Below are 18,513 nucleotides of genomic sequence, written 5' to 3' on the forward strand. Positions count from 1 at the left end.
AGGACTCCTTACGAAAGTAGCGGTGTTCGAGTGCGCGTTACGGCTTGCTAGTGCGTCGGCGCCGGGAACGGGATGAACGCGACAGCGATCGCGATGAAGCAGAGCGCCTCCGTCAGGGCGACGCCGAGGAACATGAGGGCCTGCAGACGACCCTGCAGCTCGGGCTGCCGGGCGACGGACTCGATGGTCTTGCCGATGACGTAACCCACGCCGATACCGGAGCCGATGACGGCCAGACCGAAGGCGAGCGGAGCGAGTTGTCCGACGATATTCACGTGATTGTTCCTTTCAAGGGGTGGATGATGCGGTGCCGCGAGCGGATCAGTGCTCTTCTGCCACCGCGAGCTGGATGTAGATGGCGGACAGGATCGTGAAGACGTAGGCCTGCAGGATCGCGACGAACAGGTCGAGCAACGTGAACGCGATTCCGAAGGCGAACGAGCCGATCCCGAGCAGGCCGACGAGGTTGCCGTCGGCCAGCACGGTGAAGAAGAAGAACTGAGTGGCCGCGAAACACAGCACGACCAGCATGTGCCCGGCCATCATGTTCATCGTGAGTCGGAGCGTGAGCGTGACCGGACGCACGATGAAGGTGGAGAGGAACTCGAGCGGTGTGAGCAGGAAGTAGAGCGGCCACGGCACACCGGGCAGGAAGAGCGAGTCCTTCCAGAACCGCCAGCCCTTCTCCTGCATGCCGGCGACCACGAACATGAACCAGGCGATGACGGCCATCACCAGCGGAAGGCCGATGATCGATGTCGGCGCGATCTGGAACCCCGGTATCGAACTCATCAGATTCATACCGAGGATCAGGAAGAAGAACGTCATCAGAAGCGGTTCGTAACGCTTGCCGACACGCTCGCCGAGGTTCTGATAGATGACCCCGTTGCGCACGAAGCCGACCATGTACTCGAACGCGACCTGTGTGCGCGAGGGCCGCAGCTTCATGTTCCTGGTACCCAGCCAGAAGACGAGGAGCACCAGCAGCGTCACCAGGATGCGGATCAGCATCACCCGGTTCAGCGCGAACGGCGTTCCGGCGAAGAGCACGTCCGGTGGGAAGAAGTCGTTGATCGAGGGGCCCTCGAAGCCACCGGAATTATCGCCTTTGACAGACAGCACTGTGGAAAGAAGCATGGGCGTTATCAGGGCATTCTCCGGCATCGGTGTTCAACGAGGAACGGGGTCGGGGTCAGGATCACTCTACCAAACGTAGAAGGCGTTTCTGCACGCCCGTCTCGGATGGCCCTCGGGCAGCCACGGCCAGTCGGCGACTGGTTACGGACGAGCATCGCGATCGTCGTCTACATTCGTGGACGAGCCGCTCGGAGCATCGGCCGAGGGCAGCTCCACGTCGACGTACGGCACCCTTGCACGCATGTAGGCGACGCAGTCCAGAATGAGCGAACCGAGCACGGCGACGATGATCGTGAAGAACATCACACGTCCATCGACCCACTTCTGCGAGCCGACGAGAAGCACGACGACGACGAACACGATCACTTTGAGCAGCCACGCACCCATCACGGTGCCGAAGTAGATGGGCGAGGTCAGATCGCCGTTCGCGAGCCGATAGGCCACGAGCATCGTTATTGCAGTCAGACCCAGGTATACGGCGGCGACGAGCGCGCCGAGCAGGCCACCGAGCAGGCCCGGCACGCCGGAGACGGCCAGGCCGATCAGTCCGGCGACCACCGCAACGGCGAGGGCGAAGATCGCGCCGTACTTCAGTGCGAGCATCAGCATCGGCCGAGCTCCCATCGGCCGCGGGCTCTGCCGTGCAGCGCTCGCAGGTCGGTGCGGTTCGGTCATGATGCGGATTCCTTCCTTGGTTGGTGATGCGACGGTTCGTGGCGTGAGGTCTCGGATGCGGCGTCGAGCGGATCGAGACGGGCGGCGGCATCCGCGCCGCTGGCATCCGGTGGTGTCAGCTCGGCCACGACCTCGGAGCTCTTGCGGCGGCTGAGCGGTGCGAGCGTGAGCGCCGTGCAGACCACGAGTCCCACGCAGAGGAACACGACAGCGGGCCACAGCGGCTGGAAGTAGAACAACAGGCAGCCGATCGAGACCACGGCCGTCCAGGCGTAGAAGATGAGTACCGCGTGCAGGTGGGTGTGACCCATGTCGAGCAGACGGTGGTGCAGGTGCTTGCGATCGGCGCTGAACGGTGATTTGCCGACGCGCACGCGCCGGAACACGGCCAGGCCGAAATCGAGCAATGGCACCACCAGCACCGCGAACGGCAGGATGATCGGAATGAACGCGGGGAACAGCGCCCGCGGCCCGCCCTGCTGGATGGATGCCGGATCGAGCTGTCCGGTGACGGCGATGGCCGAGGACGCCATCAGCAGACCGACCAGCAGCGCACCCGTATCACCCATGAACATGCGGGCCGGATGCCAGTTCAGCGGCAGGAATCCAGCGCAGGCTCCGACCAGGATGATCGCGATCACCGAGGCCAGGCTGAAGTAGTTGGACGGGCTCGTCTTCACGGTGATCAGGTAGCTGTACAGGAAGAAGGCGCCGTTGGCGATGAGGGCGACGCCTGCGACGAGACCGTCGAGCCCGTCGATGAAGTTGATCGCGTTCATCACCAGGACGATCGCGATGACCGTCATCGCCACGCTCATCCATGGCGATCCGACAGTCACTCCCCCGCCCAGCGGGAGCGAGTAGATCTGCACACCGAGCCAGGCCACGAGGCCGGCGGCCACGAACTGCCCGGCGAGCTTGGTCATCCAGTCCAGATCCCAGAGGTCGTCGGCGACGCCGATCACGACGATGAGAAGCGCGGCACCGAGAATCGCGAACACCGGGGTCGGGTCTGAGAAGACCACGCCGAGCAAGGGGCCGCCGAAGCCGGGGAATGTCAGCGAGAACAGGTACGCGAGCCCGAAGGCGATCACGATCCCGAGGAACATCGCGACACCGCCGAGACGCGGGGTGGGCCTCGTGTGCACATCGCGGTCGCGGATGCGCGGGTACAGCTTGAATCTCAGCGCCACCCGCCACACGACGATCGACAGCACGAACGTGACGATCGCAGTGATCAGCCCGATGACGACGAGAAGGGTCATGTGGGCTGCTGGTCTCCTGCTGCGTCGGTCTCCAGCGCATCGCCGACGACCTCGCGGATCTGCTCGTCGGAGATCACGCCGTGGCGCAGGATACGGATCTTGCCGGTTCCGGAGGCGAGGGCCGTGGCATCCACGATGGTCGAAGACGTCTCGGTGACATCGGTCTCTGCATAGTCGCCGCCCACCTGTCCACCGTCGAGGTAGACGTGAACGCTGTCTCCGAGCATGCCCTCGGCCTCCTGAGCGGTGGTGGCTGCAGGCATGCCGGTCTTGTTCGCCGAGGAGACGGCGAGGGGCCCGGTGCTGCGCAGGAGCGCCAGCGCGACCGGGTTGTTCGGCATGCGAAGCGCGACGGTGCCCTGGGTCTCGCCGAGATCCCAGGAGAGCGAGGGCTGCGACGGCAGCACGATGGTGAGGCCCCCCGGCCAGAACGCGCCGGCGAGGTCGCGTGCCTCCTGGGGAACCGTCTCGGCCAGCGCATCGAGCGTTGCGAGCGCGGGAATGAGCACGGGCGGCGGCGACTGGCGGCCCCGGCCCTTCGCCGCCAGAAGGCTCGCTACGGCGGAGGCGCTGAACGCGTCGGCTCCGATGCCGTAGACGGTGTCGGTGGGAAGGACGATGAGGTCGCCGTTCTCGATGGCAGTGCGCGCTTGGCTGGTGCCCTCGGCGAGACCGTCGTCGTCGGAGCAGTCGAAGAAGGTGGTCATGACCGCTCGATTCTATGGTCTGTCTCTGCAGGGCGGCTGCGTCATCCGGCCCTCGATTGATTCTTGCCAATCTTCTGCTTATGTTGCACACTGTTTATGCTCTACACTCCGAGTATGCACTACACAGAAGCAGTGCAAGGAGAAGGGACAGGTACATGACGACAACACTTCAACAGCCGGCCATCGAGGTGGCCGGCCTGCGCAAGACATACGGAAAGCACACCGTGCTCGACGGCGTGGACTTCAGCGTCGCGCGCGGCGAGATCTACTCACTGCTCGGCCCGAATGGGGCGGGCAAGACGACGACTGTGAACATCCTCTCCACGCTCATCAAGCCCGACGCGGGCGCCGTGCACGTCGCCGGCGTCGATGTGCTGCGCCGCCCAGCCACTGCACGCGGCAAGTTCGCTCTGACCGGGCAGTTTGCGTCGGTGGACGCGTTCCAGACCGGCAGGGAGAACCTGGCGATGATGGCATCGCTGAACCACCTCGACCGCGCCACGACGCGCTCACGAGTCGACGAGCTGCTGGACGCGTTCGACTTGGAAGAGGCGGCGAATCGCAAGGTCGCAGCGTACTCCGGCGGCATGCGGCGCCGACTCGACCTGGCCATCAGCCTGGTTGCGGCGCCCGACGTGCTGTTCCTCGACGAACCGACGACCGGACTCGACCCGCGCAGCAGGTCGCAGCTCTGGTCGCTCGTCGCAGGCCTCGCGGCCAACGGGACGACCATTCTGCTGACCACGCAGTACCTGGACGAGGCGGAGCGCCTGGCCGATCGCGTCGGCGTGATCGACGACGGAGGCATCGTGGCAACCGGCACACCGGATCAGCTCAAGTCCGAAGTGAGCGGAGATCACATCGTGTTCTCGTTCGGCACGTCGGGTGATGTCAACCGGGCGGCCGCATTGGGCCGCGACCGGAACGGCCTGGAGGTGGATGAGGATGCGCTGACGGTGCGGATGCCGACGACCGACGCGGTCGCGGACATCCGTTCGTTCCTCGCCGAGACGGCGGCGCACGACATCCAGGTGACCGACATCGCGATCGTCGGGCCGACGCTCGACGACGTGTTCCTCACATTGACCGGCACGAGTCCGGCACAGCGCGGAGCAGCCGAGAAGAGCAGCACCGACAACAAGGAGAAGGCGGCATGACCACGATCGACTGGGCTCCCGGGATCACCCGGACGAAGCAGAAGGGACTGGGCACCGGCCTGGCCGACATCGTCACGATGTCGGGCCGGGAACTTCGGCGCACCGTGCGCAGCGTCGACTCGCTGGTCACCGCGTTCGCCATTCCGGTGAGCATCATGCTCGTGTTCGTCGTGATCTTCGGCGGCGCGATCGAATCCGACGGCGACTACGTGAACTACGTCGTGCCGGGAACCCTCGTGCTCTGCCTCGGTTTCGGCTCCGCCTCGACTGCGGTGGGAGTCGCACAAGACGTCACGAGCGGCACCGTCAACCGATTGAAGACCCTCCCCATACTCGGCTCATCGGTGCTGCACGGGCACGTTGTGGCCAGCGTGCTGCGAAACCTTGCGGCGTGCGTGCCCGTGGTCGGCATCGCCCTGCTGCTCGGCTACCGGCCGGAAGCGCAGTTCGGAGGCTGGGTGGCGACGCTGCTGTTCGTCGTGCTGATGATCCTCGCGTTCACCTGGCTGAGCACGCTCGCCGGCCTGTTCCTCAGCGTGGATGCCGCGGCATCCATCAACTTCGTGTTCCTCTTCTTGCCCTACATCTCCAGCGGTTTCGTGCCGGTGGCGACCATGCCGGCATGGCTGCGTGGATTCGCCGAGCACCAGCCGTACACGCCGATCATCGAGACGCTTCGCGACCTGCTGTCGGGCAAGGCACCCGGCAGCACGCTGTGGGTGGCGCTGGCGTGGCTCGCCGGCATCCTCGTCGTCGGAGTCGTGGGATCGGCGCTCGCGTTCGGGCGGCGCGTGAAGGAGTAGCGTGAAGCACCATGTCCGAGGAGCCCGTCAACCCCGACCTCGCCCTGCCGCACGCGGTGGCGTTGTCGTGGGGAGTCGCTGAGCGACCCCAGCGCGGGCCGAAGCGGGAGCTCAGCATCGAGCGCATTGTGGACGCCGCCATCGAGATCGCGGATGCCGAGGGCCTCGGCGCGGTCTCGATGGCGCGCGTCGCCTCGGCGCTGGGCTTCACGACCATGTCGCTGTACCGGTACGTGACGAGCAAGGACGACCTGCTCCTGCTCATGCAGGACGCCGTCGCCGACATCGAACTGCCCGAGCCGCCCGAAGACGACTGGCGCGCCGGGCTGAGGCAATGGACCCTGGCGAACCTCGACGCGTTCACGCGACATCCCTGGTACAGCCGCATCCCGATCAGCGGCACCCCGATGACGCCGAACGTGATGCGGCTCATCGACACCGCCCTTCGGGCGCTCCGCTCTGCTCCCCTGCGCGATGCGGAGAAGATGGCGTGCGTACTGCTCCTCGCCTCATACGTGCGCGGCGTCGGCGACGTGCAGTCCGATATCGCCACGTCGGGCGCCACAGCCGAAGAGGTCAGCGGCGCACCCTTCGCGGCGGCGCTTGCACAGCTCGTAACACCCGACCGCTTCCCCGACCTGGCACCGCTGATCGCGGGCGGCGCCTATACCGACACCGAGTTCGACGACTTCGCGTTCGGAATCGAGCGGATGCTCGACGGCATACAGCGCCACATCGAGCAGGGCGGATCGGGTGCCGACGATGCCGCAGCGCACTCCACGGATGACGCCCACGATGTCGCCCTGTACGGCTCGGACAAGCGAGTCAAGGAGGCCGCGAAGGCACGCCGCGAGGCGGAGAAGGCCCTCCGGGATGCCCGCAAGCGCGAGCGCGAGGCGCTGAAGGCGGCACGCGAACGCGCGAGCAAGGAACGCGCGGCGCGATAGCTCAGCGGCTCGCCGAGCTATTGCGCGGAAGCCTCAGCAATCGCGCGGGCGATCAGGTCGTGAAGCGGCGTCAGCCGTGGCTCCAGGTCCGCAGCACGCGCGGCGAGGGTCCGCATGCGGGAAAGCTCGTCAGCATCGGAATCATCCTCGATGTCGATGCGACGACAGCCGCGGCTCAACAGTCCGTCGGCCACCGAAGGGCGCCCGCGCAGGTGCGCCTTGAGCGCCCCGACGACGTTCATCAATGCACTCTCCGGCGCGGACCACGGACCAGGAGGCGCGAACGGAAAGTCGCCGGTGATTTCGAGGTCGACGCGGGAGAAAAGCGGCCAATCCTCGAAGCGCAGGAAGACGATCCGCACACCGACTCCCGGCTCGTTGTCGTGCCGCAGGGCCGCAACCGGACCGACCTGCTCGAGAATGCCGGCAAGCAATGGCTCCAGCTCGTCCCACCGCACCGGCACATCCCACCGAAGGTCGATATCGCTGTACTGATCGGCAGTTCCACGCCCGATCGACCCTGTTACTGTGACGGTCGAGCCGGCCACGGCGTCGCTCAATACAGAGCGCAGCCGGTCGATCCGCTCGTCGCGGCGATCGTCGATCAGCACCATTCACGACAGTATGGACGTGTTCCATCGTCGGCGTTCACCGCACCGCCGTCGTCACCCGGTCGCGCAGGGTCAGGTCGACGTGGGTCGCGGAGGCGTGCCAGCCGTCGGCATCCAGGATGCCGCGCACCGCTTCCCCTTGGAACTCGCCGTGCTCGATCGCGAGAAGACCGCCGGGTCGCAGCAGCACGAGCGCGCGGCGGGAGATCACCCGCACCACATCGAGTCCGTCCTCACCGCCGTACAGCGCTGCGGGCGGATCGAAGAGACGCACCTCGGGGTCGCGTGGGATCGCGGCGTCGGGCACGTACGGCGGGTTCGAGGCGACGACGGCGGCGCGACCTTCCAGCTCAGGGAAGACATCCACCAGGTCGCCCCGCACGAGTTCGAGGTTCGCCACGCCCGTCTCCTCCACGTTGCGGCACGCCCACGCGTACGCCTCTGGCGAGCGTTCCACGGCCGCGATGCGGGCGTGCGGAACCTCGGTGGCCATGGCAAGGGCGACGGCGCCGCTTCCCGTTCCGAGATCGATGCCGATCGGCTCCGGCTCGGCAGAGGATCGCAGTGAATCGACCGCGAGCTGTGCGAGCAACTCGGTCTCCGGTCGCGGCACGAAGACGCCAGGCCCCACCAGCAGCTCGAGCGAGCGGAACGGTGCGCGCCCCGTGATGTGCTGCAGCGGCTCGCGGGCGGCACGACGCCGCACCGACTCGCGAAGCCGGTCGGCGTCGGCAGCGGACAGCGTGGCATCCATCACAGCCTTCGCCTGCACTGACCCCCTGCTCGCGCCCAGCACATGCGCTGCCAGCAGCTCGCCGTCGACGGTCGGGTCCTGGATGCCGGCAGCAGCGAGCACCTCCGCCGCCTCGTTCAACAGCGCACGAAGCGGAACGGCTCCGCACTCGGGCGTCTGGTCGTGCTGCATTCGGGTCCTTCCACAGGTTCCGCCGACGTAACACACACGACGCGGCACAGACGTCAAGAATAGGCTGCGACAGGATGCGAGGTGGCTCGTTATCGGCGGCCGCGCGCTACGAGGCTTCCGAACGTTACTCGAAAGGCGTAACCCATGACCGGCAAGATCTACACCGACATCACCCAAGTGGTCGGCGGCACCCCCCTCGTGCGGTTGAACCGCGTCACTGACGGTGCGGATGCCACGGTGCTGGCGAAGCTCGAATTCTACAGCCCGGCGGCCAGTGTCAAGGACCGCATCGGGGTGGCCATCATCGACGCGGCGGAGCGGGCGGGTGCGCTGAAACCGGGTGGAACGATCGTGGAATCGACAAGCGGCAACACCGGCATCGCGCTGGCGTTCGTGGCCGCCGCCCGCGGATACAAACTGATCATCACGATGCCGGAGACCGCCAGCAAGGAGCGCCGCGTCGTGCTGCGCGCGTTCGGCGCAGAGGTGCTGCTGACGCCCGGCTCCGAGGGAATGCGCGGCGCGGTCGAGAAGGCGCAGGAGATCGTCGCGAACACCGACAACGCCATCTGGGCGCAGCAGTTCGCGAACGCGGCGAACCCCGAGATCCACCACGCGACCACGGGTCCCGAGATCTGGGCGGACACCGACGGCGTTGTCGACGTGCTGGTTTCCGGGATCGGAACGGGCGGAACCATCACCGGGGCGGGACGCTTCCTTCGCGAGCAGAAGCCGGACATCCGCATCGTCGCCGTCGAGCCTGAGGAGTCGGCCATCTTGAACGGCGGAGCGCCCGGCCCGCACAAGATCCAGGGCCTCGGCGCGAACTTCGTGCCCGAGGTGCTCGACATGTCGATCTACGACGAGGTGGTCGACGTGAATTCGGATGCCGCGATCGTGATGGCGCGCAGGCTCGCAGCGGAAGAGGGCATCCTGGGCGGCATCTCGTCGGGCGCCGCCGTGCACGCGGCCGTGCAGGTGGCGAAGCGGGAGGAGAACGCGGGCAAGACGATCGTGGTCGTTGTACCCGACTTCGGCGAGCGCTACGTGTCGACCGTGCTGTACCAGGATCTGCAGGACTGAGCTCGCCCCGATGAGCGTGCTGTCGCGGATGCGCGAAGACATCGCGGCCGCGAGGCGCCACGACCCGGCAGCGCGAGGGGCTGTCGAGATCGTGCTGTCGTACTCCGGCCTGCACGCGATCTGGCTTCACCGCATCGCGCACCGCTGGTGGTGCTCCCCCGGCCTGAAGCTGCCCGCTCGCCTGTTGTCGCAGCTCGCGCGATTTCTGACCGGAATCGAGATCCACCCGGGTGCCCGCATCGGCCGGCGGTTCTTCATCGATCACGGCATGGGTGTGGTGATCGGAGAGACCGCCGTCGTGGGCGACGACGTGATGCTGTACCACGGCGTGACGCTGGGTGGAAAGTCCCGCGGTCGCGGCAAGCGGCATCCGACGCTGGGCGCCGGTGTCGTGGTCGGGGCGGGTGCGCAGGTGCTGGGAGACATCGTCATCGGTGCCAGGTCGGTGGTGGGTGCGAACGCGGTCGTCGTGAGGTCGGCGCCGGCCGATTCCGTGCTGGTGGGCATCCCGGCGCATGCGCGACCGCAGGATGCCCCGCATCGCCTCTCGCAGACGGTTGCCGATGAGGCCTGGCTCGACCCGGGCATCTACATCTGACACACGGTGCGCGTCGCTGCGGTTCAGGGGGCGAGGTCCGCGACACCTCTGCCGGTCGTGACATCGAACGGCACTGAGACGTGGTCGTGCACGAGGGACCACTCGCCTCCGATCCTGCGGAATCCGTAGGAGACGCGCACCCACATGCCTGGCGTGCGTGTTCCGTTGCGCAACACGCCGCTGAGGCGTCCGAAGCCGTGCCCGAAGGCGACGTCGTCGCCCACCTCGAACTGCAGATCGCGCACCTCGTAGGCGAGCCGGTCGAAGACGGCGAACGCCTTGACCCAGTTGCGCAGCTTGGCGTCGATTCCGACGTGCTGCAGCGGCGGCTCGACGTCGAACGAGACGACGTCGCCGGCGTACAGCCGCCGAAGTGCGTCCACGTCTTTCGCGCCGATGGCTTCGATGATGTGTGTGATGTGCTGCCGAAGCTCGGCCTCGTGCTGCTCATGGTGCGTCATACCCGATCGTCCTCTCGTTGCGTCGTGCCTCTCACTGAAGCACGTCGGGTGCGCGCCCCGTCGACGATGCGAGCGACGAGCCGCCGGATGCCTCGCCTGAAGTACCAGACGATGGCCAGCGCGAGCAGCACGATCGGCAGTGCTTCGGGCACGGCGATCAGTCCGCCGAGCAGGAGCTCCAGCACCTCGAAGCCGACGAGGGATCCAGCCGCGACCCACACCCATCCGCTGAACAGGGCGAGGTGCATCCTCATGCGACGCACCTGGCGACGGCCGAGGAGGACGGTGAGCCGCACGCGCCGCGGCAGACGATGTCGCGGCATTGCGGTTGCGCGGGCACTAGCAGAAGAAGACGGAATGGGTATGACAGCTCCAGGCGTCGGGTTACGGGTTCGGCTGACCCCGCTGGAGCCGAGCAATCGCGGAAGCACCCTGCCCGGAAAGGGGCTGATCGGATGCCGATCGCTAGACGCCGAGGCTCGCAGCGGGTCTGGTCCGCGCCCCGGGAGCTCTTGCCCCGCGCCCGCCGACACGAAGGGTCGCGGGCTGCCTGGTTCGCGCCGAGCCGGCACGAGCGCGCGGCCGCAGACAGGCGGCACCGTGCCGAACGCTCGGGATCGCGCTGAGCACGACACGCACCGCGACCGCGACGCCGATCGCGAGAACGCCGACGGCCACGACCAGTGCGACGACGGTAAGGGCGGTGGGCTCCGCGTGCACCGTCGTGCGCATCCAGGTGTCGGCGACGACGAGCCAGGTCAGCAGCACACCGCCGATCCCTCCCATGTCGCCTCCAGTCATCCTCCGCAGCCTATCGTCGGCGCCCGTCGGCGACGAGAACGTCACCCACGTCGCCGCCAACGCCATCGCGACGCTCTGTTCGCCGCTTCAACTGTCTCCCGCGCCGTGCGATCAGCGTTCCGTCTGTTCTCTCGGCGTTCTCGCCACGCGGCCACGTCGCGGCCGATGTCCCGAGTCGGAGTGACCACCGGCGGACCGCCCTGGAGTTGCCGGCGCGCCTCGATCACACGGCGGTTGAAATCCTCCAGAGCTTCGCGCACCTCGGGCTCACGGGCGAGTCCGTCGAGGCGGTCATCGAGCTCGGCGTTCTCAACGCGGAGCGTCAGCGCGGCCGGGCCGAGCCCACGCAGCTGCTCCGTCTCGATCTTGCGGCGGATCCACCAATCTTCATCATGAGGACTGCCGAGGCCAGGCAGCGGCTTGCCTGCACCAGGCAGGTTGTCGAACTCGCCACGGCGAATGGCCTGCTGCAGCTGAGTCTCGACCATGGCCGTCTGCAGATCCTCGCCGACGCTCGCGCTCGCCTGCACGTCGTTGTCGGGATCGCGGCTCTCAGAGCGATCGGACCCACTGCTGGTCTGGCGACGCCGGTATTCGTACCGGGCTGCGGCGATCCTCGGATCCTCGGTCATCGTGGAACCTCCCCCACGAACGAACAGCAAACGGCCGCCGTCCGCAGCGTGGCAATCGGATCTTCCCTGACTCGCTCAGTGCGTTGGGCCACCTCAACCGTATCGAACGGTGAGCCGCTGCACGGCCGAGCGATAGTCGGATGCGCTACACCAACCGGCATCCGCTACACGAGTGTTCTGGCGCGGATGCCGATTCGTAGCGCGGATGCCGATTTGTGCAGCGCATCCGCCCGCGCGATCGTGTAGCGAATGCCGATTCGTGTAGCCAAACGGTTCCGGCGGCGGCTCTGATCTCTCGTGCTGACATCCCCAGGAAGCGGTAGCGCGATCACGCGGCGCATCCGCTTAAGGCCCGAGCCCGGGGGCTGGACGCGTCAGACTGACCACGCGTCACCAGACACGCCGCGCCCCCGACACACCCCAAGCGAACGACGAAGCGCCCGCCAGGCCGGCCAGCCCGACGGGCGCTTCACCCTGCCCACTTGACACTCACATATCAGTCCAGCGCCCGCACCTCGTCGACGGTGGTGCGGATGAGTCGCTCGAGTTCCGCGGCGGATGTCCCGTCCCAGTCGGCGAGGGCCTGCCGGAACGCGGCCATTCCGATTTGGGCAGCCACTGCCGCAGAACTCGCAGACATGCCGCGCACCGGCAGGGCCGACGCGATCGATCCCACGAGCGCAGCCGTCTTAGCGTGTGCACGCTCTTGCAAGGCGGGCGTGACGTCGATGATCGACTGACGCGACACTGCGACCTGTCGGCCTGCGACGAACAGCGGGACGCTTGCGATGAATGCCTGGCTCAGCACCGTCAGCGGAGACTCTCCAGAGTGGGCCGCCTCGATCGCGCTCACGATGGTGTCGCGGAGTTCGGCCTCTCCGTCGAACAGCACTTCCCGTTTGTCGGCGAAGTGGCGGAAGTAGGTGCGTTCGGTCACTCCCGCCCGAGCCGCGATCTGCGCCGTGGTCGTCGCGTCGAAGCCGCGTTCTCGATAGAGCTCGAGCGCGGCCTCGCGCAGTCGTCTCCGCGCATCCGCACCGCTCCGAGGCATACGTCGATCATAACGCTGATGCGTCAGCGACTGTCACAACGTGGTAGCGTCAGTGACTGTCGCTAGGTCGAGCGCATCATGAATCGAGTCAGGAGTCAGCCATGTCCAGCACCACCTCCCGCGTTCTCCGCTTCTACCAGCACGGCGAGCCGCTCGACGTGCTCCGTCACGAAGTCGCCGAGGTTGCGGACCCGCCCGCCGACCGGGTTCGAGTGCAGGTGGCGGCGACGGGCCTCAACCCCGCTGATTGGCAGATCTGTCGAGGATTCATGGCCGGCTCCCTGCCGCGCGGCGTCGGCTGCGACGTCGCGGGACGAGTGGATGCCGTCGGCGAGAACGTGACCGATGTCGCGATCGGCGACCTGGTCGTCGGCTCCGCCGACTTCGCGGGTCAACCGAGCGCCGGAGCCGCTGACGTGGCGATCCTGCGCTCCTGGACACAGGTTCCCGACGGCCTCGACCTCATCCACGCCGCAACGTTGCCCATGGTCGTGCAGACCGCCGTATGGACCATCGATGCGATGGGCGTCGAATCGAACACCACCCTGCTCATCCACGGCGCGGGCTCCATGGTCGGTTATGCCGCGGTGCAGGTCGCTCGCGATCGCGGTGCGAACGTCATCGCGACCGCCGGGCCCACCTTCGAAGCCGACCTCGCCGGTTTCGGCGCACGCGTCACGCGATATGGCGACGGCATGGTCGACCGGGTACGCGAGTTCGCCGCAGGTCCCGTTGACCTGGTTCTGGATGCGGCTCCACCCGTCGCCGGAATCATCCCGACCTTGATCGAAACTGTGCGCGACCCCGAGAACGTCGTGACGGTCAGCAACCACGATGACGCGAGGGGGCTCGGCGCACGAGTGAACCTCGACATGCTGCAGGCTCGGGGCTGGCCGTCGTACGACCCGACCGCCGCATACGCAGCGAAGGCGGCCAAGGGCGAGTTCCGCCTTCCCATCGGGCGCACTTTCCCGCTCGAGGACTGGCGCTCCGCAGTGGAGCTCAGCCTTTCTCGCGCCCCGCACGGAAAGATCGTGCTCATTCCCTGAGCCGCTTATCCACAGATTCGCCGATTCGCGCATGTGGTGCACATGTAGCCAGAGAAGATGCCAGTCATGTTGCAGGTGCGGAATCTCCCGGACGACGTGCACGCCAAGCTGAAGAAGCGGGCACGCGAGGCCGGCATGTCTCTCTCGGACTATGTGGCGGGACAGCTCGCCGAGCTCGTGAAGTATCGCAGCAACGCCGAGATCTTCGACGATGCCCGGAACAGGGCCATTGCTGCGGGCATCCCGGAACGGCTACACGGATCGCGGCTCGATTCCACCGAGATCACGCGACGAGGGAGAGCGGAACGCGATGAGGAACTCTTCGGAGAAGACGGGGTCTACGGGCCACATGGCATCTTCAGCACCGACTGGCCCGAACGCCGACGCAAGTTCCTCGAAGAGTTCCCGGATTGTTCTGGATAACTCCATCCTGTTCGACTGGCTCGCCTTCGGAGCGCCGATCGGGAGATGGGCTACATCTGCCCTACATGCGCCCACGTTGCTCGACTACGAGTTCTTGCACGCACTCCGCGGAAACGTGCGCGGGGGCAGGATCACGCCCTCCGAGGCGCGCGAGGTACTGGACAGCTTCCTGGAAGCGGACATCCAGCGGCACGACGCCCACCGGCTGCTTCATGCCATGTGGCGCTTCCGTCAGGACATGACCGCCTATGACGCCAGCTATGTGGCACTCGCCGAGGCCCTCGGCGCTCCGCTCGTCACGACAGACCTGCGGCTCGCGCGAATGGCGCGGCGCTGGTGCCGCGTGATCGTCCCTGAATAGCGCGGCGAGGGTCTCACTCCTCGCCGAGCGCCGACAACTGCGCCTCTTCGTCGGCCTGGATCGCCGAGTCGATCACCGGGTCGAGTGCCCCGTTCATGACCGCATCGAGGTTGTACGCCTTGTACCCGGTGCGGTGGTCTGCGATGCGATTCTCGGGAAAGTTGTACGTTCGGATGCGCTCGGAGCGGTCCATCCCGCGAATCTGCGACTTGCGCGCGTCGGAAGCCGCGGCATCCAGCTCCTCCTGCTGCTTCGCGAGCAGGCGTGCCCGCAGCACGCGCATTCCCGCTTCGCGATTCTGGATCTGCGACTTCTCGTTCTGCATCGACACCACGATGCCCGTCGGCACGTGCGTGATGCGCACCGCGGAGTCCGTCGTGTTCACCGACTGCCCGCCAGGTCCCGACGAGCGGAACACGTCGATACGGAGGTCGTTCGGGTTGATGTCGATCTCTTCCGGCTCGTCCACTTCGGGGAAGACCAGTACGCCGGCGGTCGAGGTCTGGATGCGGCCCTGCGACTCCGTAACGGGAACACGCTGCACACGGTGCACGCCGCCCTCGTACTTCAGGTGCGCCCACGGGCCCTCGGCGGGGTCGGACGAGTTGCCCTTGATCGCCACCTGCACGTTCGTGTACCCGCCGAGGTCGGTGTCGTCGTGCTCCAGGATCTCGGTCTTGTAGCCCTTCGACTCGGCGTAGTGCAGGTACATGCGCAGCAGGTCGGCCGCGAAGAGCGCCGACTCCGCTCCCCCTGCGCCGCCCTTGATCTCCATGATCACGTCGCGGCCGTCGTCCGGATCCCGCGGGATGAGCAGGCGACGCAGCTTCTCCTGTGCGGCGCCCAGCGACTCCTCGAGGGCCGGCACCTCCTCTGCGAAGGCGTCGTCCTCTTTGGCGAGCTCGCGTGCGGCGCCCAGGTCGTCGCCCAGACGCTGCCACGACTCGTATGCGGCCCTGATCTGGCTCAACTGCGCGTAGCGCCGATTGACCTTCTTGGCGCGCGCCGGGTCCGCATGCAACGCCGGATCGGCCAGCTGCTCCTGTAGCTGCTCGTGCTCATCGAGCAGGGTCTGAACGGAATCGAACACTTCGTGCTTCCCGGTGATCGTGGCGGATGACGACGTCTACGAAGAACGCCCACCGCAGGCATGCGCGCCGAGCGGGCGAGCGTGCCGCGATGGGCGATTCGTGGAGCTAGCGGTGGTCGTTCTCGTGCGCGTGCGAGTGTGCGACCGCGTGCCCGCCGGAGGGCGCAGGCATCGACTTCTGCATCTGCACGAGGAACTCGACGTTGGAGCTGGTCTCCTTGAGCTTGCCGAGCACCACTTCGAGCGCCTGCTGCTGATCGAGGCCGGCGAGGGCGCGACGCAGCTTCCAGGTGATCTTGACCTCGTCTGCGCTCATCAGCATCTCTTCGCGACGGGTGCCGGATGCGTTCACATCGACTGCCGGGAAGATGCGCTTGTCCGCCAGCTGGCGCGAGAGACGCAGCTCGGAGTTGCCGGTTCCCTTGAACTCCTCGAAGATCACCTCGTCCATCTTGGATCCGGTCTCGATCAGCGCGGTGGCCAGTATGGTCAACGACCCACCGTGCTCGATGTTGCGCGCGGCGCCGAAGAAGCGCTTCGGCGGGTACAGGGCCGAGGCATCCACTCCGCCGGAGAGGATGCGGCCGGATGCCGGTGCCGCCAGGTTGTACGCGCGGCTCAGGCGCGTGATCGAGTCGAGCAGCACGACCACGTCGTGACCCAGCTCGACAAGACGCTTCGCACGCTCGATTGCCAGCTCGGCGACCGTGGTGTGGTCCTCGGCGGGACGGTCGAACGTCGACGCGATGACCTCGCCCTTGACCGTGCGCTGCATGTCGGTGACCTCTTCGGGCCGCTCGTCCACGAGAACGACCATGAGGTGCACCTCGGGGTTGTTCGTGGTGATCGCGTTGGCGATCTGCTGCATCACGATCGTCTTGCCGGCCTTCGGCGGCGCCACGATCAGTCCGCGCTGGCCCTTGCCGATCGGGGCGACGAGGTCGATGATGCGCTGGGTGAGCTTGGTCGGCTCGGTCTCGAGCCGCAGCCGCTCCTGCGGGTACAGCGGCGTGAGCTTCGTGAACTCCACGCGGTTCACGGCCTCGTCGATGCTCTGGCCGTTGATCGAGTCCACCTTCACCAGCGCGTTGTACTTCTGACGGCCGGCGTTCTCGCCATCACGGGGCTGACGAATGGCTCCCACCACCGCGTCGCCCTTGCGCAGGTTGTACTTCTTGACCTGGCCGAGCGAGACGTAGACGTCGCTCGGGCCCGGCAGGTAGCCGCTGGTGCGCACGAACGCGTAGTTGTCGAGCACGTCGAGGATGCCCGCCACAGGAATGAGCACGTCGTCTTCGAGGATCTCGGGCTCGATGTCATCGGATGCTCCGCCGCGCCGCTTGCGATCGCGGTACCGACTGCGTCCGCCGCGCTCGTCGTCCTGAGCCTGGCCGCTCTGCTTCTGCTGGTTCTGCTGGCCGCTCTGCTTCTGCTGCTGCTGCTTCTGCTGCTGGCCCTGGCTCGGCTGGCCCTGGCTCGGCTGGCCCTGGTCGCCGTCGCTCTGCTGCTCACGCTGGCCGTTCTGGTCGCCATCTCCGCGCCGGCTCTTGTTGCGGCCGCGGTTACGGCGCCCCTGACGCGACTGCTCGCGCTGGCCGTCGTCGGATGACTGACCGTCACCCACGCCCTGCTCACCGGCGCCGGAGTCGGCACCTTCCGCCGGCCGCTCGGCCCGCTCGGATGCGCCGCCCGCACCGGCCGTCACGTCGCGCTCGTCGCGCTGCTCGCCGTCCTGCGCCCTGCCGCGTGACTGTGTCCCGCCGCCTGACTGGGCCCCGCCGCCTGACCGGGCCCCGCCGCCTGACCGGGCCTCGCCCGACTGCGACTCGCTCGGCTGAGTGTCGACCCGTTCGGCGTCGGCTTCGCCGCCCAGGCCGGGCACACCCGCTTCGCCCGCGCTCACATGAGTGGCGGCGGATACCGTGCGACCACCGTCCACACTCGTCACCCGGCGCGAACCGCGGCGCGTGCGAGCGGGTGGAGTCTGAAGATCGAGTGCGGCCTGGAGCGCCGCCTCGGCCTCGGCCGCGCTGAACTCGCCCTGCGGCTCGTTCGGCTGCTGCTCGTTAGGCTGCTGCTCGTTAGGCTGCTGCTCGTCGGCCCGAGTCTCACCCTGCCGAGCCGCAACCTGCTGCTGGTCGGCAGGGGCGTCGCCGGCCGGTCGAGAAGAGACATCCGCGTCTCCGCTCGCTGCGGGTCGCTCGGGCTGGACGGCGACGCCGTCGAGTGTCGGGGCGTCGGTCTCGCCGCCCGCCGAGCGTGCCGCCTCGATGGCGGCGACGAGCTCGCCCTTGCGCAGTCTGGCCGCGCCGGCGATGCCGAGGCTCGTGGCGAGCGACTGCAGCTGCGGAACGCGCAGAGCCGACAAGTCCGTTGTGGAGTCCACGCCATCGGCGTGGAGGTTGACATCAGTCACTGAAGAGGATTCCTTTCCTCCGGCGGGCATAGAAACGCCTCGCCCGGGGTGCGTGTCGTGTGATGGCCGTTACGAAACGTGTTTCGATCGCGTGCGTCGGGGACCACTACGCGGTTTCGGGCAGGCAACGACAGCAATGAGTTACAAGATTTTCACCCGAACACCAGATTCGCTTTGAACTCGCGTCGTCTGGCTGGTGCGGCCAGTCTACCATCACCGGCATGCTCCCTCGGCCATCCGTCGAGACTCATCTAAGCCCGGATCCACCGATGGGTGGTGAGTTGAGGTCGGCGAGTTAAACGGAGAATGCCTATCTGATCA

22 protein-coding genes are annotated in these 18,513 nt (G+C 67.0%); 8 read left to right on the plus strand and 14 right to left on the minus strand.

What is annotated here, in order from left to right; translation table 11 throughout:
- Positions 1 to 47: 47 nt before the first annotated feature.
- From atpE to ACYVDK_RS15345, 5 genes are all read right to left on the minus strand, one after another.
- The gene (gene atpE, locus ACYVDK_RS15325; protein ID WP_460523288.1) at positions 48 to 275 is read right to left on the minus strand and encodes a F0F1 ATP synthase subunit C; all 228 of its coding nucleotides are present in this window, start codon (positions 273 to 275) and stop codon (positions 48 to 50) included.
- Between the two features lie 46 nt (positions 276 to 321).
- Entirely contained in the window at positions 322 to 1,137 is an 816-nt protein-coding gene (atpB, locus tag ACYVDK_RS15330) for a F0F1 ATP synthase subunit A (protein ID WP_460523290.1), read from the minus strand.
- 141 nt (positions 1,138 to 1,278) lie between these two features.
- Entirely contained in the window at positions 1,279 to 1,812 is a 534-nt protein-coding gene (locus tag ACYVDK_RS15335) for a hypothetical protein (protein ID WP_460523292.1), read from the minus strand.
- Positions 1,809 to 3,077 (minus strand): MraY family glycosyltransferase, encoded by a 1,269-nt coding sequence (locus tag ACYVDK_RS15340; RefSeq protein ID WP_460523294.1) that lies wholly within the window; start codon positions 3,075 to 3,077, stop codon positions 1,809 to 1,811. The genes ACYVDK_RS15335 and ACYVDK_RS15340 overlap by 4 nt, the downstream gene beginning before the upstream one ends.
- Positions 3,074 to 3,784 carry an L-threonylcarbamoyladenylate synthase gene (locus tag ACYVDK_RS15345; protein WP_460523296.1) on the minus strand — a complete coding sequence of 237 codons (711 nt, stop codon included), beginning with the start codon at positions 3,782 to 3,784 and terminating at the stop codon, positions 3,074 to 3,076. Before ACYVDK_RS15345 ends, ACYVDK_RS15340 begins: the two co-directional genes overlap by 4 nt.
- A 155-nt stretch (positions 3,785 to 3,939) precedes the next feature.
- Between ACYVDK_RS15345 and ACYVDK_RS15350 the strand changes: the two genes are divergently transcribed.
- Genes ACYVDK_RS15350 through ACYVDK_RS15360 form a run of 3 tightly spaced genes read left to right on the plus strand, consistent with a single transcriptional unit; the run spans position 3,940 to position 6,691 of the window.
- Positions 3,940 to 4,941, plus strand: coding sequence for a DrrA family ABC transporter ATP-binding protein (locus ACYVDK_RS15350; RefSeq protein ID WP_460523298.1), 1,002 nt, complete (start codon positions 3,940 to 3,942; stop codon positions 4,939 to 4,941).
- Complete coding sequence (locus tag ACYVDK_RS15355) at positions 4,938 to 5,744, plus strand: ABC transporter permease (protein WP_460523300.1); 807 nt, start codon at positions 4,938 to 4,940, stop codon at positions 5,742 to 5,744. The genes ACYVDK_RS15350 and ACYVDK_RS15355 overlap by 4 nt, the downstream gene beginning before the upstream one ends.
- Before the next feature lie 11 nt (positions 5,745 to 5,755).
- Complete coding sequence (locus ACYVDK_RS15360) at positions 5,756 to 6,691, plus strand: TetR/AcrR family transcriptional regulator (RefSeq protein WP_460523302.1); 936 nt, start codon at positions 5,756 to 5,758, stop codon at positions 6,689 to 6,691.
- Positions 6,692 to 6,708: 17 nt separating this feature from the next.
- Here the strand turns inward: ACYVDK_RS15360 and ACYVDK_RS15365 are convergent, their stop codons facing one another.
- Together ACYVDK_RS15365 and prmC are read right to left on the minus strand one after the other, a co-directional pair.
- Positions 6,709 to 7,305, minus strand: coding sequence for a nucleotidyltransferase family protein (locus tag ACYVDK_RS15365; protein WP_460523304.1), 597 nt, complete (start codon positions 7,303 to 7,305; stop codon positions 6,709 to 6,711).
- A gap of 34 nt (positions 7,306 to 7,339) precedes the next feature.
- On the minus strand, positions 7,340 to 8,227 hold the full coding sequence (gene prmC, locus ACYVDK_RS15370; protein ID WP_460523306.1) for a N5-glutamine methyltransferase family protein: 888 nt from the start codon (positions 8,225 to 8,227) through the stop codon (positions 7,340 to 7,342).
- Between the two features lie 144 nt (positions 8,228 to 8,371).
- Here prmC and cysK point away from each other — a divergent pair, with 144 nt between their 5' ends.
- Entirely contained in the window at positions 8,372 to 9,310 is a 939-nt protein-coding gene (gene cysK, locus ACYVDK_RS15375) for a PLP-dependent cysteine synthase family protein (RefSeq protein WP_460523308.1), read from the plus strand.
- A 10-nt stretch (positions 9,311 to 9,320) separates the two neighbouring features.
- Positions 9,321 to 9,908 carry a serine O-acetyltransferase gene (gene epsC / locus ACYVDK_RS15380; RefSeq protein WP_460523310.1) on the plus strand — a complete coding sequence of 196 codons (588 nt, stop codon included), beginning with the start codon at positions 9,321 to 9,323 and terminating at the stop codon, positions 9,906 to 9,908.
- A gap of 23 nt (positions 9,909 to 9,931) precedes the next feature.
- Here the strand turns inward: epsC and ACYVDK_RS15385 are convergent, their stop codons facing one another.
- The 5 genes from ACYVDK_RS15385 to ACYVDK_RS15405 all read right to left on the minus strand — a co-directional run bounded on the left by ACYVDK_RS15385 (position 9,932) and on the right by ACYVDK_RS15405 (position 12,853).
- Positions 9,932 to 10,369, minus strand: a complete 438-nt coding sequence (locus ACYVDK_RS15385) for a YybH family protein (protein ID WP_460523312.1) — start codon at positions 10,367 to 10,369, stop codon at positions 9,932 to 9,934.
- Positions 10,366 to 10,623 (minus strand): hypothetical protein, encoded by a 258-nt coding sequence (locus tag ACYVDK_RS15390; protein WP_460523314.1) that lies wholly within the window; start codon positions 10,621 to 10,623, stop codon positions 10,366 to 10,368. Before ACYVDK_RS15390 ends, ACYVDK_RS15385 begins: the two co-directional genes overlap by 4 nt.
- A 211-nt stretch (positions 10,624 to 10,834) precedes the next feature.
- Complete coding sequence (locus ACYVDK_RS15395; RefSeq protein WP_460523316.1) at positions 10,835 to 11,170, minus strand: hypothetical protein; 336 nt, start codon at positions 11,168 to 11,170, stop codon at positions 10,835 to 10,837.
- A gap of 41 nt (positions 11,171 to 11,211) precedes the next feature.
- Positions 11,212 to 11,802 (minus strand): DnaJ family domain-containing protein, encoded by a 591-nt coding sequence (locus tag ACYVDK_RS15400; RefSeq protein ID WP_460523318.1) that lies wholly within the window; start codon positions 11,800 to 11,802, stop codon positions 11,212 to 11,214.
- A 496-nt stretch (positions 11,803 to 12,298) separates the two neighbouring features.
- Positions 12,299 to 12,853 carry a TetR/AcrR family transcriptional regulator gene (locus ACYVDK_RS15405; protein ID WP_460523320.1) on the minus strand — a complete coding sequence of 185 codons (555 nt, stop codon included), beginning with the start codon at positions 12,851 to 12,853 and terminating at the stop codon, positions 12,299 to 12,301.
- A gap of 101 nt (positions 12,854 to 12,954) precedes the next feature.
- Between ACYVDK_RS15405 and ACYVDK_RS15410 the strand changes: the two genes are divergently transcribed.
- The 3 genes from ACYVDK_RS15410 to ACYVDK_RS15420 are packed head-to-tail and all read left to right on the plus strand — an operon-like array spanning position 12,955 to position 14,686.
- The gene (locus ACYVDK_RS15410; protein WP_460523322.1) at positions 12,955 to 13,902 is read left to right on the plus strand and encodes an NADP-dependent oxidoreductase; all 948 of its coding nucleotides are present in this window, start codon (positions 12,955 to 12,957) and stop codon (positions 13,900 to 13,902) included.
- Positions 13,903 to 13,959: 57 nt separating this feature from the next.
- Positions 13,960 to 14,325 carry a FitA-like ribbon-helix-helix domain-containing protein gene (locus ACYVDK_RS15415; protein WP_460523324.1) on the plus strand — a complete coding sequence of 122 codons (366 nt, stop codon included), beginning with the start codon at positions 13,960 to 13,962 and terminating at the stop codon, positions 14,323 to 14,325.
- Positions 14,252 to 14,686: a type II toxin-antitoxin system VapC family toxin gene (locus ACYVDK_RS15420; RefSeq protein WP_460523326.1), complete on the plus strand. Its 435-nt coding sequence runs from the start codon at positions 14,252 to 14,254 to the stop codon at positions 14,684 to 14,686. Before ACYVDK_RS15415 ends, ACYVDK_RS15420 begins: the two co-directional genes overlap by 74 nt.
- 13 nt (positions 14,687 to 14,699) lie before the next feature.
- Here the strand turns inward: ACYVDK_RS15420 and prfA are convergent, their stop codons facing one another.
- Together prfA and rho are read right to left on the minus strand one after the other, a co-directional pair.
- A complete protein-coding gene (gene prfA, locus ACYVDK_RS15425; protein ID WP_460523328.1) occupies positions 14,700 to 15,776 on the minus strand; it encodes a peptide chain release factor 1 in 1,077 nt (358 codons plus the stop codon).
- A gap of 106 nt (positions 15,777 to 15,882) precedes the next feature.
- The gene (gene rho / locus ACYVDK_RS15430; RefSeq protein WP_460523330.1) at positions 15,883 to 18,192 is read right to left on the minus strand and encodes a transcription termination factor Rho; all 2,310 of its coding nucleotides are present in this window, start codon (positions 18,190 to 18,192) and stop codon (positions 15,883 to 15,885) included.
- Between the last annotated feature and the right edge of the window lie 321 nt (positions 18,193 to 18,513).

The sequence above is a fragment of the Humibacter antri genome (assembly GCF_054777235.1).

What these genes read in the sequence shown, in the direction of transcription:
- atpB (WP_460523290.1), bottom strand. Translation starts at nt 1,137, where the DNA reads ATGCTTCTTTCCACAGTGCTGTCTGTCAAAGGCGATAATTCCGGTGGC.
- ACYVDK_RS15335 (WP_460523292.1), bottom strand. Translation starts at nt 1,812, where the DNA reads ATGACCGAACCGCACCGACCTGCGAGCGCTGCACGGCAGAGCCCGCGG.
- ACYVDK_RS15340 (WP_460523294.1), bottom strand. Translation starts at nt 3,077, where the DNA reads ATGACCCTTCTCGTCGTCATCGGGCTGATCACTGCGATCGTCACGTTC.
- ACYVDK_RS15345 (WP_460523296.1), bottom strand. Translation starts at nt 3,784, where the DNA reads ATGACCACCTTCTTCGACTGCTCCGACGACGACGGTCTCGCCGAGGGC.
- ACYVDK_RS15350 (WP_460523298.1), top strand. Translation starts at nt 3,940, where the DNA reads ATGACGACAACACTTCAACAGCCGGCCATCGAGGTGGCCGGCCTGCGC.
- ACYVDK_RS15355 (WP_460523300.1), top strand. Translation starts at nt 4,938, where the DNA reads ATGACCACGATCGACTGGGCTCCCGGGATCACCCGGACGAAGCAGAAG.
- ACYVDK_RS15360 (WP_460523302.1), top strand. Translation starts at nt 5,756, where the DNA reads ATGTCCGAGGAGCCCGTCAACCCCGACCTCGCCCTGCCGCACGCGGTG.
- ACYVDK_RS15365 (WP_460523304.1), bottom strand. Translation starts at nt 7,305, where the DNA reads ATGGTGCTGATCGACGATCGCCGCGACGAGCGGATCGACCGGCTGCGC.
- prmC (WP_460523306.1), bottom strand. Translation starts at nt 8,227, where the DNA reads ATGCAGCACGACCAGACGCCCGAGTGCGGAGCCGTTCCGCTTCGTGCG.
- cysK (WP_460523308.1), top strand. Translation starts at nt 8,372, where the DNA reads ATGACCGGCAAGATCTACACCGACATCACCCAAGTGGTCGGCGGCACC.
- epsC (WP_460523310.1), top strand. Translation starts at nt 9,321, where the DNA reads ATGAGCGTGCTGTCGCGGATGCGCGAAGACATCGCGGCCGCGAGGCGC.
- ACYVDK_RS15385 (WP_460523312.1), bottom strand. Translation starts at nt 10,369, where the DNA reads ATGACGCACCATGAGCAGCACGAGGCCGAGCTTCGGCAGCACATCACA.
- ACYVDK_RS15390 (WP_460523314.1), bottom strand. Translation starts at nt 10,623, where the DNA reads ATGAGGATGCACCTCGCCCTGTTCAGCGGATGGGTGTGGGTCGCGGCT.
- ACYVDK_RS15395 (WP_460523316.1), bottom strand. Translation starts at nt 11,170, where the DNA reads ATGACTGGAGGCGACATGGGAGGGATCGGCGGTGTGCTGCTGACCTGG.
- ACYVDK_RS15400 (WP_460523318.1), bottom strand. Translation starts at nt 11,802, where the DNA reads ATGACCGAGGATCCGAGGATCGCCGCAGCCCGGTACGAATACCGGCGT.
- ACYVDK_RS15405 (WP_460523320.1), bottom strand. Translation starts at nt 12,853, where the DNA reads ATGCCTCGGAGCGGTGCGGATGCGCGGAGACGACTGCGCGAGGCCGCG.
- ACYVDK_RS15410 (WP_460523322.1), top strand. Translation starts at nt 12,955, where the DNA reads ATGTCCAGCACCACCTCCCGCGTTCTCCGCTTCTACCAGCACGGCGAG.
- ACYVDK_RS15415 (WP_460523324.1), top strand. Translation starts at nt 13,960, where the DNA reads ATGCCAGTCATGTTGCAGGTGCGGAATCTCCCGGACGACGTGCACGCC.
- ACYVDK_RS15420 (WP_460523326.1), top strand. Translation starts at nt 14,252, where the DNA reads ATGGCATCTTCAGCACCGACTGGCCCGAACGCCGACGCAAGTTCCTCG.